A 14373-nucleotide genomic window follows, 5' to 3' on the forward strand; every position below is an offset into this window, starting at 1 on the left:
GCCCCGATGCCGCGAACGCACACGCACCGCACGCGCCGCACGCTGCCCGCGCCGCCGCGGCCGGCCGCGCTGCTGCTGCCGGCCGCGCTGGTCCTGGCCGGCTGCGGCTCGGACGGCGGCGCGACGGGTGACGACGCCGGCAGCGGCGGCGGCTCCGAGGTGACGCTGACCGTGCTGGCCGCCGCCTCGCTGACCGACGTCTTCGAGGAGGCGGGCGCCGCCTACACGGAGGAGCACCCGGGCACCGCGGTGCGGTTCTCGTTCGCCGGCTCGCAGGAGCTGGTCGCCCAGTTACACGGGGGCGCGCCGGCCGACGTGCTGGTGACCGCCGACACCGACACCATGGCGAGCGCCGCCGGCCTCACCGGCGAGCCCGAGACCGTCGCCCGCAACGAGCTGGTACTGATCACCCCGCCGGACAACCCCGCGGACGTCGAGGGGTTGGCCGATCTCGACGACCCCGGACTGCGGCTGGTGCTGGCCGCGCCGGAGGTGCCGGCGGGCCGCTACGGCCAGCAGATCCTCAGGGAACAGGGCGTCGAGGCCGAACCGGACTCCCTGGAGCCCAACGTCCGCGCGGTGCTCGGCAAGGTGCGGTGGGGCGAGGCCGACGCCGGCCTGGTCTACGCCACCGACGCCGTCGTCGCCGGCGACGACGTCCACACGGTGCCGGTCCCGGAGGAGCGGAACGTGCTCGCCGAGTATCCGGCCGCGACGTTGAACGAGGCCGAACACCCGGACGAGGCCGCCGACTTCGTCAGCTGGCTCAACGAGGAGACCGCCAGGGGCCTGCTCGCCGAGGCCGGCTTCCTCGCGCCGTGAGCGGCGCGTGAGCCCCGGCGCGCGCCGGCGGCGCCCGCCCCTGGCGCTGGCGCTGCCCGCGCTGCTCGCGGTCGCCTTTCTCGCCGTGCCGCTGCTCGGGGTGCTGGTCGACGCGCCCTGGGGCGATCTCGGCGCCCGGCTGACCGAGCCGGCGGTCACCGAGGCGCTGCGGCTCTCGCTGCTGGTCTCCGGCTGGGCGCTGCTGCTCTCCCTGCTGCTCGGGGTGCCGCTGGCCTGGCTGCTGGCGAGGACGGACTTCCCGGGCCGAACGCTGGTCCGCTGTCTGGTGATCCTGCCGATGGTGCTGCCGCCGACCGTGGCGGGTGTGGCGCTCGCGCAGGGCTTCGGCCGGCGGGGGCTGCTGGGCGAGCACCTCGAACGGCTCGGGTGGACGCTGTCGTTCAGCACCGCGGGCGCCGTGGTGGCGGCGACGTTCGTCGCGATGCCGTTCCTGGTGATCAGCCTGGAGGGCGCGCTCAGCGGGATCGAACCGCACTTCGAGGAGGCGGCGGCCACCATGGGCGCCGGCCCGCTGCGCACGCTGTGGCTGGTGACGCTGCCGATGCTGCGCCCGGCGCTGGCCGCCGGCGCCGCGCTGTGCTGGGCGCGGGCGCTGGGCGAGTTCGGCGCGACGATCACGTTCGCCGGCAATCTGCCGGGCACGACGCAGACCCTGCCGTTGAAGGTCTATCTGCTGCTCCAGGGGGACCCGGCGGGCGCGACCGCCGTCTCGCTGTTGCTGCTCGTGGTGGCGGCCGGGGTGCTGATCGCGCTGCGCGGCCGGTGGGTCGGGGCGCTCCAGCCGGGCCGTTGACGGGCGGGCCAAGCCCCCGGGCCGGCCGTGCGGGCTCCGCCCGCCCGCTCTCGGAGGCCGGCACCGCTCACCCGGTTGACCTCCGCCGGGTCGCGGCGGCGGCGCGGCGGTGTCGACCATGGAGCGGTCGGAGCCGACCGTTGGGAGCCGTCTGATGCACCGAGCCCGCCTGCTCGTTCCCGCGTTGCTGACCACGGGCGCCCTGGTGGGCGGCTGTGCCGGCGCCAGCGCCGACGCCGAACGTCCGGCGGCCGCCGGCAAGGGCGCCCGGGACACCGACGACCTGCCGAAGTCGTTCACGGAACAGCGGCTGGAGTGGAGCCCCTGCCCGCCGCCCGACAGTTCGCAGGGCGACGACACGGCGACGAGCGCCCCGCTGCCGGACGGCGGCGAGTGGGAGTGCGCCACGTTGACCGCGCCGCTGGACTACACCGATCCCGAGGGGGACACCATCGACCTGGCGATGGTCAGGGCGCGCAGCGAGGCCGAGGGGGACGACCGGATCGGTTCGCTGTTCTTCAACTTCGGCGGCCCCGGCGGCTCGGGCGTGGTGACGCTGCCCGCCTTCGGCGAGGACTACGACGAGTTGCGGCGCTCCTTCGACCTGGTGAGCTTCGACCCGCGGGGCGTCGGCGACAGCGAGGGCGTGCGCTGCCTGGACGACGCCGACCTGGACGAGTACTTCGCCTCCGACCTGTTCCCCGAGACCCGCGAACAGGAACGCGCCTACACCGGCCGGCTGGCGCGGTTCACCGAGGGCTGCGAGGAGCGCTCAGGCGAGCTGCTGCCGCACCTGACCACCACCGCCACCGCACGGGACCTGGACCTGATGCGGCGGGTGCTCGGCGACGACGAGCTGTACTACTTCGGCATCTCCTACGGCACCGAACTGGGCGGCGTCTACGCCCATCTCTTCCCACGCCGCGTCGGTCGCGCGGTCTTCGACGCCGTGGTCGACCCCTCCGGCACCTCGGAGGAGGGCGCGAGGGGGCAGGCCGAGGGGTTCCAACGCGCCCTCGAGAACTATCTGGACCACTGCGTCGACCAGGACGACTGTCCGCTCGGCGGCGACCCGGACGAGGCGGAGGACCGGCTGGCCGAGCTGCTGGAACGGCTGCGTGAACAGCCGTTGCCCACCCAGGACCCCGACGACCGCCGGCTGACCGAGGCGCTGGCCTACGGGGGCATCGCCCAGTCCCTCTACTCGGAGGACTTCTGGCCCTATCTGACCCAGGGCCTCGCGGACGCGACCGACGAGGAGGAGCCCGACGGCTCGGTGCTGCTGGCGCTCGGCGACGCGATGAACGGCCGCAACCCGGACGGCACCTACACCACCCTCCAGTCCTCCCTCACGGCGATCAACTGCGCCGACTCCGACCGCCGTTACGACGAGAAGGACGTGCGCGAGAAGCTGGGCGACTTCGAGGACGCCTCGGCGATCTTCGGGCCGCCGATGGCCTGGTCGCTGCTGACCTGCACCGACTGGCCGGTGGACGGCGCGGCAGCGCACCCCGACGTGTCGGCCGACGGCTCGGAGCCGATCCTGCTGATCGGCACCACGGGCGACCCGGCCACCCCGTACGAGGGCACCTCGCGGATGGCCGACGCGCTCGGCGAGGACGTGGCCGTCGAGCTGACCTACGAGGGCGAGGGACACGGCGCGTACAACGGCGGCAACTCCTGTGTCAGGGACACCACCCACGCCTATCTGGTGGAGGGCGAGATTCCCGACGACGGCACCACCTGCGACTGAGCGCGGCCCGCGCAACGGGTAGCCTCCGTCGAGGGGGCCGGTGCCACGCGGCCCGTCGAGAGCGCGAGGGGGCCGCACATGGGTCGGGGTGGCAGTCGGGGAGGCGCGCGAAGCGGCATACGCGCCGTCCTTCCGCTGGCGTTGGTGGGGGCGCTGCTCGGCGGCTGCTCGGGCTCCTCCGGGTCCGCCGAGCCGGGGGACTCCGCCGGCCCGACCACCCCCCCGGACACCGGCTCCGACCCCGCCGACGCCGAACTCCCCCCGCTGCCCGACCGGTTCACCGCGCAGCGCCCCGAGTGGGCGAGCTGTCCCGCGCCGTCCCCGCTCCAGGGCTCGGGCGGACCGCCGGGCGAGCCCTGGCGGTGCGCCACGTTGACCGTCCCGCTGGACTACGCCGAACCGGACGGCGAGACCATCGAGTTGGCGATGGTCAGGGCCGAGGCCGAGGACCGGGAGAACCGGATCGGCTCGCTGGTCTTCAACTTCGGCGGCCCCGGCGGCTCAGGCGTCGCCTCCCTGCCGCGCTCGGGCGACCGCTACGAGGCCCTGCTGGAACGCTACGACCTGGTCAGCTTCGACCCGCGCGGCGTCGGCGACTCCGCCGGAGTGGTCTGCCGCGACGACGAGGCGATCGACGCCGCCGCCCAGGACACCATGGGCCCGCCGCGCACCCCCGAGGAGGAGCGCGCGTTCCTCACCGCCAACCGCGAGTACGCCATCGACTGCACGGAACGCAACGGCGAGGTGCTGGCGCAGGTCGGCACCGTCAACGCGGCCCGCGACCTGGACCTGATGCGCCAGGTGCTCGGCGACGACAAGCTGCACTACTTCGGCATCTCCTACGGCACCAAGCTGGGCGCCGTCCACGCCCACCTCTTCCCCGACCGCGTCGGCCGCACCGTCCTGGACGCCGTCGTCGACCCGACCAGGGACCAGGTCGAACGCCTGCTGCTCCAGACCGAGGGCTTCCAACTCGCCCTGGACAACTACCTCCAGGAGTGCGGACGCTCCCCCGACTGCCCCGTCGGCGGCCCCGGCGAGGAGGGCCACGCCGCGCTGACCGACCTCTTCGAGGCACTGCGCGAGGACCCGCTGCCCACCGACTCCGGCCGGCGGCTGACCCACGACCTCGCCGTCACGGGGGTGTTGGCCAGCCTCTACTCCCGCGGCTCCTGGGACTTCCTCGGCGAGGCCGTCCGCGAGGCCCGCGAGGACGGCAGGGGCGACCTGCTGCTGCGCGCCGCCGAGCAGTACAACGGGCGGGACGCCGAAGGCCGTTACCGCAACCTGGGATCGGCCAACACCGCCGTCAACTGCGCCGACTTCGCCTCACGCCCCACGTTGGAGACGGTGCGCGAGCAGCGCGACACGTTCGTCGACGCCTCCCCCGTCTTCGGCGAGCACCTGGTGTGGGGGCTGCTCTCCTGCGCCAACTGGCCGGTCAACGGGGAACGCGACCAGCCCAGGGTCGCGGCCGAGGGCGCCGCGCCCATCCTGCTGCTGGCCACCACCGGCGACCCGGCGACGCCCCGGGTCGGCGCCGAGCGGATGCGCGAGGAGCTGGGTCCGGGCGTCGGGGTGCTGCTGACCTACGAGGGCGAGGGGCACGGCGCCTTCAACAGCGGCGACCCCTGCGTCAGGGACGCCGTGCTCTCCCAACTCCTGGACGGCGACCCGCCGGGCGACGGTACCGTGTGCTCCTGATGAGACATTTGCCGGCACAGAGGCGGACACACATATCCCGGGCGGTGACCGCGGCCGCGTTGCTCGCGCTCACCGCCGCCTGCACCTCGGGGTCCTCGGAGCGCCCCGAGGAACGCGCGCCGGAGTCCGGCGCCCCCTACGAGGGACTGCCGGACGAGCTGGGCCGCCAGACCCTCGACTGGAACAGCTGCCCCGCGGCCTCGCCCAGCCAGGACCCGATGGCCACCGCGCCCCCCGACGAACTGGCCGAGGGCGCGGGGTGGGAGTGCGCGGACCTGGAGGTCCCGCTGGACTACGGGCGACCCGAGGGCGACACCATCGAGTTGGCGCTGATCAGGGCGCGGGCCGGGGACGACACGGAGCGGCTCGGCTCCCTGGTCTTCAACTTCGGCGGCCCCGGCGGCTCAGGCGTCGCCACCCTGCCGGCCGCCGGCGAGAGCTTCGACTCGCTGCGCGAGGGCGGCTACGACCTGGTCAGCTTCGACCCGCGCGGGGTCGGCGAGAGCGAGGGCATCGTCTGCCTGAGCGACGAGGAACGGGACGCGGCGAGCCAGGAGTTGGGCTCGCTGCCCGACACCGAGGAGGAGCGGGAGATCGCGGAGCGGCAGGAACGCGAGTTCATCGCCGCCTGCGAGGAGAACTCCGGCCATCTGCTGCCCCATGTCTCCACCGCCAACGCCGCCCGTGACCTCGACCTGATGCGCCACGTGCTCGGCGACGACGCGCTGTCCTACTTCGGCGTCTCCTACGGCACCCAACTGGGCGCCACCTATGCCAACCTCTTCCCCGACCGCGTCGGCCGCACCGTCCTGGACGCGGTCGTCGACCCGGACGACGACCCGGTCCACCAGGGACTGCTGAACGCGATGGGCTTCCAGCGCGCCCTCGACCACTATCTGGAAGACTGCGTCCGGCAGTCGGACTGCCCGGCCGGCGACGACCCGGCCGCCGGCAGCCTCTGGATCAGCGACCTCCTCGCCGGCCTGGAGGACGCCCCGCTCCCCACCACGGACGCCTCGGGCCGCGACCTGACGGTCACCCTCGCGTTCGCGGGCATCATCTCCACCCTCTACTCCGAGGAGTCCTGGGAGTACCTGACCATGGGCCTCCAGGAGGTGCGCGACCAGGGCACCGGCGACCTGCTGCTGCTCCTGAGCGACCTCTACAACGAACGCAACCCGGCCACCGGCGAGTACTCCACCCAGGAGCCCGCGTTCACCGCCATCCGCTGCGCCGACCAGCCCGGCGGGTTGAGCGAGGAGGAGGCCCTGTCCCACGAGGACGAGTTCGTCGAGGCGTCCGAGGTCTTCGGCCCCTACATGGTCTGGTCGCTCGGCGGCTGCGGCACCGACTGGCCGGTGACCGAGGCGGCCGACCCGCCGGACTACGACGCCACCGACTCCGCCCAACCCCTGCTCCTCCTCGCCACCACCGGCGACCCGGCCACCCCGATCGAGGGCGCCGAGCGGATGCGCGACGCCATGGGCGGCCCCGAGACCGCGCCCCTCCTCCGCTGGGAAGGCGAGGGCCACGGCGCCTACCTCGGCGAGGACCCCTGCGTCCTCGAAGCCGTCGACGCCTGGCTCCTGGAGGGCGAGATCCCGCCCGACGACACCACCTGCCCGGCCTGACCGCCGGGTGACACACACCGCGGGGCCCGGGGCCGTTCGGTCCCGGGGCCCGGTGACGCGGGGAGCCCACGGGTCTCGGCGCGCGAGACGCGTGGGCTCCACGGTGAGAACAGCCCGGTGAGAACGGTGAGGACGGCTCCGCTCAGTAGACCGGCTTCTCGGGCTCGATCTGGTTGACCCAGCCGATGACGCCGCCGCCCACGTGGACCGCGTCGGCGAAGCCCGCGTCCTTCAGGACGGCCAGCACCTCGGCGGAGCGGACGCCCGTCTTGCAGTGCAGGACGATGCGGCGGTCCTGCGGCAGGTCGCCGAGGGCGTCGCCCATCAGGAACTCGTTCTTCGGCACCAGTCGGGCGCCGGGGATCGAGACGATCTCGTACTCGTTGGGCTCCCGGACGTCGATGATGTCGATCTTCTCGTCGGCGTCGATCCACTCCTTGAGCTGCGCCGGCGTGATGGTGGACTCCCGCGCGGCGGCCTGCGCCTCGTCGGAGACCACGCCGCAGAACGCCTCGTAGTCGATCAGCTCGGTGACCGTCGGATTCTCGCCGCAGACCGCGCAGTCGGGGTCCTTGCGGATCTTGACCTGGCGGTAGTTCATCTCCAGGGCGTCGTAGACCATCAGCCGCCCCACCAGCGGGTCGCCCACGCCGGCCAGCAGCTTGATCGCCTCGTTGACCTGGATCGAGCCGATCGAGGCGCAGAGCACGCCGAGCACGCCGCCCTCGGCGCAGGAGGGGACCATGCCGGGCGGCGGGGGCTCCGGGTAGAGGCAGCGGTAGCAGGGTCCGTGCTCGGCCCAGAAGACCGAGGCCTGGCCGTCGAAGCGGTAGATCGAGCCCCAGACGTACGGCTTGCCGAGCAGCACGCAGGCGTCGTTGACCAGGTAGCGGGTGGCGAAGTTGTCCGTGCCGTCGACGATCAGGTCGTAGTCGGCGAAGACCTCCATCACGTTGGAGGAGTCCAGCCGCTCCTGGTGCAGGTTGACCCGGACGTTCGGGTTGATCCCCAGCACCGTGTCCCGCGCCGACTCCGCCTTCGGGCGGCCGATGTCGGCCTGGCTGTGGATGACCTGCCGTTGCAGGTTCGACTCGTCGACCTCGTCGAACTCGACGATCCCCAGCGTGCCGACGCCCGCGGCCGCCAGGTACATCAACGCGGGGGAACCGAGGCCGCCGGCGCCCACGCAGAGCACCCTGGCGTTCTTCAGCCGCTTCTGGCCCGCCATCCCCACGTCGGGGATGATCAGGTGGCGGGAGTACCTGCGGACCTCATCGACGGTTAGTTCGGCGGCCGGCTCTACCAGCGGGGGCAGCGACACGGGGACTCCGTAGGGTCATAGGGACACGCGTTCTGTCGTTCAACACTGCCACGGGCGGTCTCATTCCAAGACCCCGGTCCCAGCACGCGAGACAGGCACGTCCGGCGTCGCCGTCCCGGCGGCCCGGCCGGTCGGGGAGGCACCGGCCGGGCCGCCCGGTCACATCCGGCAGGCGGCCTCCATCCAGATGTCGGCCAGCGACTCCTCGAAGCCGATCCTGGCCCGCCAGCCCAGCCGGTCGCGCGCGGTGCGCACGTCGGCCTGCTGCCAGGCGCCGCACCCGTCCGGGTACGGCGCCGCCTGCGGCGCCCCCTCGCCCGTCGCCTGCCGCGGCAGCGAGGGCCCGTCCAACTCCAGCAGCGTGCCGCCGAAGCCGGAGATCCTGGCCAACGCGGCGGCGGCCTCGCGCAGCCGGACGGCGTGGCCGGTGCCGATGTTGACCACCCCCTGGGCGGCCGAGAGCGTCGCCGCGTGCACCGCCCGCGCCACGTCCCTGACGTCGACGAAGTCGCGCTGCACACCGAGCCCGCCGAGCTTCAGCTCGCTGTCCCCGTGCTGCATCGCGCGGCGCAGCGAGTCCGCCAGCCGCCCCAGCGGCGAGCCCGCGGGGGTGCCGGGGCCGGTCGGCGAGAAGACCCGCAGCACGATCGCGTCCAGCCCGGAGCCAAGCACCAGCTCCGTCGCCGCCAGCTTGCTGACGCCGTACGGCCCGCCGGGCCTGGCCACCGCGTCCTCGGCGATGGAGGAGCCGTGCTGCGAGGGACCGTACTCGGCGGCGCAGCCGACCTGCACCAGCCGGGAACGGCAGCCGCTGCGCCGCAGCGACTCGCAGAGCGTGGCGGTGGCGACCGTGTTGTGCCGGGTCAACTCGCTGGCGGTACCCCGGATGGCACCCGCGCAGTTGATCACCACCCCGGGGTGCACCGCGTCCAGGAAGCGGGTCAACGCCCCCGGGCTGCCGGTCGACAGGTCGAAGCGGACGTCGGCGTCGTCACCGCGCCCCAGCGCGGTCAGCTGGACCGCCGGGTCGGCCAACAGCCGGTCGGCCACGAAGCGGCCCAGGTAGCCGTTGGCCCCCAGCAACAGCACTCTCATCGGTCAGACCTCCGGCGCTTCCGGTGACCGGCTCCGGTCGTGGCCTGCGTGACGGGTGGTGCGGTCATCGCTAGTCGTGCTCCTCGCATGTGAACGGTGCGGCCACGGCCGAGACGGTGGCCGACGCTGGGAAACTCCGGGTGGGGGTTGAATCGACAGGTCCGACGACAGGTCCGTCGGCAGGGCCGACGACGGGTCCGACGACGCGTCCCCGGGGGCCCGCCCCGCCCGGTCGTCGGCCGGGCGGACGGGAACGGCACGGTGCGCGCTCGGCCGGGGCAGCACCACGACCGCGCCCACCAGCAGCAGGCCGCCGCCGGCCGCGCAGGCCGCCAGCGGCACGACGGCCGCGCCGTGCGCCGCGACCAGCTCGGCGACGGGCTCGGCCAGCGCCGCGCAGCCGGGCAGCCAGCCGGCGCCGGCCAGCGCCAGCGCCACCAGCTCGACGCCCCCGACCAGCGCGAGACCGGCCGCCGCCAGCCCCCGCAGGCCGTGCCGCACCAGCAGCGCGGCGAGGCCGAGCGGCCAGCCGAGCGCCGCCGCGGCCAGCGGGGCGGCGCCCTCCAGCGGCGCCCACGGCGGCGCCAGCAGCCACAGCGCCACCGGCGGCACGGCGAGCGCGCACGCCAGCAGCAGGCAGCAGCGCAGCAGCGAGACGCGGGTCCCGGCGGCGAACTCCCGCAGCCTGGGCACCGCGAGCAGCGCCGCGCGGCGGTCGGTGAACGCGTCCCGGCACCAGGCGACCGGCGCCACCGAGAACGCCAGCAGAAGTGCCGCGGCCGCGGTCGAGCCCGTCTCGTGGCGCTGGCCGACCAGCAGCTCGGCGAGCATCTCGTCGCCGACCAGCGCGTATCCGACCGGTGGCAGCGCCAGCAGCCCGGCAACACCGGGCGGCGCGTGCCTGGCCAGCACCACAAGCACCGCGAGCAGGGTCAACACCCCGCAGGCCACGGTGAGCGCGGCCCGGCCCGGCGCCGCCTCCGGCGGCAGCCGGTCGACCAGCCACAGCCCCGCGGCGCAGAGCGCGCCGGGCAGCAGCGGCAGCGCCAGGCGCGCGCCGGCGCGGGCGGTGGGGCGAGGGGCGGGCGGGGGCGCCGGGCGCGCCGCCCTGGCGTGCAGCTCCTCGGCGAGCGAGAAGACGTCCCGGTGCCGGCAGCGCGCCGCCGTGGCCTCGTCCACCCCGCGCGCCTCCAGGCCCGCCGCGATCTCCAACGGGTCGACGGCGGCGGCGCACAGCTCCCGGTGCTCGGCCAGCAGCGACCGCACCGGGTCCGCCGAGGCGCTCACGACAGCTCCTCAGCCGTGGCCAGCACCCCGGGCGCCGGGCGCGGGCCGGGGACCGCGCGCGCCAGGCGCCGGCACGGGCGGGCGGTGCCGGCGGCCGCCACCCGGCCGGCGGCGAGCTCGGCGTAGCCGGCGTCCAGCGTGGCGATCCCCCGCTCGTGGCTGAAGCGGTCCAGGGCCCTGGCCCTGGCGGCGGCGCCCAGCCGCGCCCCGCGGACCGGGTCGCGCAGCAGCGCGAGACAGGCGTCGGCCAGCGCGACCGGGTCGCCGGGGGGCACCAGGACGCCGGCGTCGCCCAGCACCTCGGCCGCCGCCCCGGCGTCGACCGCCACCACCGCCCGGCCGCAGCTCATGGCCTCGACCAGCGCCGCGGGAAAACCGCCGCGCGCGTCGACCAGGACGGCCACCGTGCCGGCCGCCCACCCGGCGGCCCGCTCCGCGGCGCCGCTCGCGGGCCGGTGCTCCACCGCCCCCGGCGGGCACCAGCGCACGGCCGGCACCGCGCCCGGCTCCGGGGCCGGCCCGCCGAGCGCCAGCAGCCGGGCCGCGGGCTCGGCCGCCCGGACCCGCGCCACGGCGCGCAGCAGCCCGCCGGCGTCCGCGTCCTCGTCCAGCGGTCCCGCCGTGACCAGCGTCGGGACGGGCGGGGGCGGCACCTCGTCGGCGCACGCCGCCAGCTCGCCCGCCGCCACGCCCGGCCAGACCGGCCGCTGCCGCGCCGGATCGGCCCCGCACCGCCGCTGCCAGCGCCCGGTGCGGGGGTCGCCCGGGGTGATCAGCTGCGCGCCGCGGTAGACCGCGCGGGCCAGGCCGAGCTGGAAGCCGGCGAGCAGCGCCCGCACCGGCGCCCTGGCCGCCGAGGGCGCCACCGCGTGGCCGGCCGCGCCGGCCAGCGCCGACAGGTGGTGCTCGCGCAGCCGCATCCGGAACTCGGTGACCAGCAGCGGCGTCCCGTGGAAGTGGCGGGCGAGCAGGCCGGGCAGCGCGGCGGGGCCGCCGCCGACCGCGTGGCACACATCGGCCTTGCCGAGCCCCGGGTCGAACGGGTGGCCCGCGTACCAGTCGAGCGAGAGCGGGCGCAGCGCGCGTTCCAGCCGCTCGGCGACGGCGAGCAGGTCCCCGACGCCGGCGCCCACCGCGGCGCGCGGCGCCCCCGGGCGGCGGCAGGCCGCCTCCAGCACGGCGATCGGCTGGTCGGAGGCGAGCCAGCGGGCCAACCCGCCATGTGCCGCCGCCAGATCGGCGAGCGCGTAGAGCCCCGTGGCGAAACGGTCCGCCACCCCGCCGCCCGCCCCCGCGTCGCCGGTGAGCCCCGCCGTCAGCTCCTCGAACGCCTCGGCGAAGTCCCGCGCCGCACGGCGGGACGGCCGGTCCCCCGGGGGCGGGCCCCAGAGCCGGGCGGTCCGCACGAGCCGCACCTGCGGGGGCAGTGGCCGGCGCGGCCCCCTGGCCTGCTGCCGCCCTCTGCTGAGCGCCCGCACCTCGAAGTCGTGCCGGGGCAGGGCGCGCACCAGCCGCTCGCACCAGGCGACCAACTCGCCCTGGGCATACGGGTAACCACCCTCGGTGAGCAGTGCGACGCGCACCGGTGCACCCCCTCACTCCGTCTCCGGGACGGGCCGTCGGGACTCAGCGAGGAGACGCTATGTCCGCGAGGGCGGGGCACGCCGGACGGTTGTCCGTCACGCCACCTGAAGGGGTGAATATTCGTGACTTCGCCACCACTCAATCGTTTGGCGGTGTCAGTGGCACGGGGGCTCGGTTACCGGCTCAGTTCCCTGGATGCGGCCAGGCGTTGGGCTCGCAGGTGACGCCCTCGATCGTGAGGAACTTCGTCTGCTGCATCATCACCGGCGCCACCGCGCCCTCGCTCGGGCAGAGCGCGTGGCCGTAGCCGAGCCGGTGACCGACCTCGTGGTTGACCAGCATCCTGCGGTAGTTGGCGATGTCGTCCCCGTAGGTCTCGGAACCCTGCGCGAAACGCCAGGCGTTGATCATCACCCGCTCCGTGCTGGAGGAGTTGCAGGAGACGTTGTCCTCGGTGGTGTCGAGGCCGGAGCGGGCGCACCAGTCGGCGGTGGTGCCCGGACTGGCCAGCGTCACCACGAAGTCGTAGTCGCCCTCGGAGACCCGCGCGAAGCCGCGCTCCCCCTGGTTGCCCCAACTGCGCTCGTCGCTGAGCGTGCGGTGCACCACCTCGGCGAAGAACGCGGCGTCGATGCCGAGATCCTCCTCCACGTCCACCCGGTACCGCAGCACCTGGGCCGCCTCCGGGTCGGCCGCCGGCTCGCTGCCGGGCACCGGGACCAGCTCACCCGAGCCGGTCAGCTCGGGGTCCAGCGGGAACGTCGAGGCCAGCAACTCGTCGAACGTCGGCTCCGGTTCCGGCTCCTCCGGGGGCTCGACGTCCTCCGGCGGCGCCGGCCTGCCGTCGCCGTCCTGGTCCGGGTCGAGCGCGACCCGGCCGTCCGCGTCCTCCGCGAGCACCGAGGGCGCCGCCTCGTCGTCCGGCCTGGCCAACTGCCCGGCGACCAGCACCACCAGCACCGTGACCAGCGCCAGCGCCGTCACCCCCACGAGTGAACGACCCCGGCTCTCGCGGCCCGCCTTGCGACGCCGCGCCGCCCGGCCGCCGCCGCCCTTCTCGGGCTCCGGCGCGTTCACCTTCGCCGCCCTGCGGCGGCCGGCACGCGTGGACTGCTCGGGGACCCGGGGCTCGGGAGCGGCGGGCACGGGCAGCGGCTCGACACGGTCGAACGCGTCCAGGTACTCCTGGCGCGGTCCGTCCCGGTGGAGCGGGCCGGCGGCCTGCCCAGGCCAGCCGCGCGAGCCTTCCGGCACGGGCGCGGGGGCGTCACGGCGATCCATCCGGTGCCCTCAGCCCTCCCGTTCGATCCCGGCTCTGAACTCGCGGAACGAGTCGGCCACCAGGTCGGGGTACTCCATCATCGCCACGTGCCCCGCCTCGGGGAGCACCACCAGGCGCGAGGTGCCGAACGCCCGGCACGCGCGCCTGGCCATCCGGTAGGAGACCAGCCGGTCCCGCACCCCGTAGACCAACAGCGTGGGCGCCATGACACGTTCGGCCTGCCGCCACAGGGAGTGCTGGCCGCCGAGCGTGTAGGCGTTGACCAGGCCCCGGGTGGAGCGGGTGAGGGAATCCCAGAAGTACGGCAACGACTGACGGCGTTCCAGCTCGGCCTTCGCGGCCGAGAACTCCTCTGGGGTGATCCGCGAAGGGTCTCCGTAGCACAGCGACAGCACATCACGCGCACGCTGCTCCGGCGACGAGGCGCGCGTCACGCGTCGCAGGAGTCGGCTCATCCCCGGGCCGCCCAACAGCGCGGTGGGGAGCGCCGACCACTGCGGCGGCACCTCGGGCAGCGCGGGCGAGACCAGGGTCAGGGAACGCACCAGGTCCGGGCGGAGCGCGGCGACCCTGGTGGCCACGGCGCCGCCCATCGAGTTGCCGAAGAGGTGGACCGGGCCGCGCCCGGCGGCCTCCAGCTCGCGGAGCACGGCGCGGGCGTGACCGGGGATCGAGTAGTCGCCGCCGACGGGCGGCGGCGAGGCGCCGAACCCGGGCAGGTCGAGCGCCTCGCACTCGACGTCGCCGGCCAACAGCTCCATCAGGGACGACCAGTTGCGCGAGGAACCACCCAGGCCGTGCACGAGGAGCGCCGGCTCCAGGCCGTCCGCGGTGGCGGCGCGGCGGCGGACGGCCAGCGTCATCCCGGGGCGCTCGGCCGTTCTGATGGTCTCCCCCTCGCGGACCCCCGGCCAGCCCTCGGCCGCGGCGAGGGCGGCCTCCACGCGTCGCTCTTCGGTGGATGGCATGGGGGCCATAGTACGAGCACCCGAACCCCCTGACACGCCTCCGTCGCCACCCCGTGACGGTTTCCGTACGCGGCCGTACCCCGGCCGTTTCCCGTCGTCCGTTCGCCCGCGC

Annotated in this window: 10 protein-coding genes and 1 pseudogene; 5 read left to right on the plus strand and 6 right to left on the minus strand. The window is 75.1% G+C overall.

The features are described from left to right. The first annotated feature begins 6 nt into the window (after positions 1-6). From modA to CRP51_RS05355, 5 genes and pseudogenes are all read left to right on the plus strand, one after another. A complete protein-coding gene (gene modA / locus CRP51_RS05335) occupies positions 7-822 on the plus strand; it encodes a molybdate ABC transporter substrate-binding protein (RefSeq protein ID WP_097229794.1) in 816 nt (271 codons plus the stop codon). Positions 823-829: 7 nt separating this feature from the next. After that, positions 830-1624, plus strand: a pseudogene (locus CRP51_RS05340) (ABC transporter permease); the annotation flags it as partial. A 166-nt stretch (positions 1625-1790) separates the two neighbouring features. Continuing rightward, entirely contained in the window at positions 1791-3389 is a 1599-nt protein-coding gene (locus tag CRP51_RS05345) for an alpha/beta hydrolase (RefSeq protein WP_097229796.1), read from the plus strand. A 144-nt stretch (positions 3390-3533) separates the two neighbouring features. Beyond that, positions 3534-5093 carry an alpha/beta hydrolase gene (locus CRP51_RS05350; protein WP_141514550.1) on the plus strand — a complete coding sequence of 520 codons (1560 nt, stop codon included), beginning with the start codon at positions 3534-3536 and terminating at the stop codon, positions 5091-5093. 44 nt (positions 5094-5137) lie between these two features. Next, positions 5138-6724: an alpha/beta hydrolase gene (locus CRP51_RS05355; RefSeq protein WP_245880376.1), complete on the plus strand. Its 1587-nt coding sequence runs from the start codon at positions 5138-5140 to the stop codon at positions 6722-6724. Positions 6725-6866: 142 nt separating this feature from the next. Here CRP51_RS05355 and moeZ read toward each other — a convergent pair whose 3' ends face one another. The 6 genes from moeZ to CRP51_RS05385 all read right to left on the minus strand — a co-directional run bounded on the left by moeZ (position 6867) and on the right by CRP51_RS05385 (position 14261). After that, on the minus strand, positions 6867-8045 hold the full coding sequence (moeZ, locus tag CRP51_RS05360) for an adenylyltransferase/sulfurtransferase MoeZ (RefSeq protein ID WP_097229798.1): 1179 nt from the start codon (positions 8043-8045) through the stop codon (positions 6867-6869). A gap of 159 nt (positions 8046-8204) precedes the next feature. Further along, complete coding sequence (locus CRP51_RS05365; protein WP_097229799.1) at positions 8205-9140, minus strand: SDR family oxidoreductase; 936 nt, start codon at positions 9138-9140, stop codon at positions 8205-8207. 3 nt (positions 9141-9143) lie between these two features. Beyond that, a complete protein-coding gene (locus tag CRP51_RS05370) occupies positions 9144-10427 on the minus strand; it encodes a hypothetical protein (protein WP_097229800.1) in 1284 nt (427 codons plus the stop codon). Then, the gene (locus CRP51_RS05375) at positions 10424-12010 is read right to left on the minus strand and encodes a DUF3492 domain-containing protein (RefSeq protein ID WP_097229801.1); all 1587 of its coding nucleotides are present in this window, start codon (positions 12008-12010) and stop codon (positions 10424-10426) included. The genes CRP51_RS05370 and CRP51_RS05375 overlap by 4 nt, the downstream gene beginning before the upstream one ends. Positions 12011-12194: 184 nt before the next feature. Next, the gene (locus CRP51_RS05380; RefSeq protein ID WP_097229802.1) at positions 12195-13292 is read right to left on the minus strand and encodes a DUF3152 domain-containing protein; all 1098 of its coding nucleotides are present in this window, start codon (positions 13290-13292) and stop codon (positions 12195-12197) included. Positions 13293-13301: 9 nt separating this feature from the next. Beyond that, positions 13302-14261, minus strand: coding sequence for an alpha/beta fold hydrolase (locus CRP51_RS05385; RefSeq protein ID WP_097229917.1), 960 nt, complete (start codon positions 14259-14261; stop codon positions 13302-13304). Positions 14262-14373 lie beyond the last annotated feature (112 nt).

The sequence above is a fragment of the Streptomyces zhaozhouensis genome (assembly GCF_900230195.1).
GTDB lineage: Bacteria > Actinomycetota > Actinomycetes > Streptomycetales > Streptomycetaceae > Streptomyces > Streptomyces zhaozhouensis.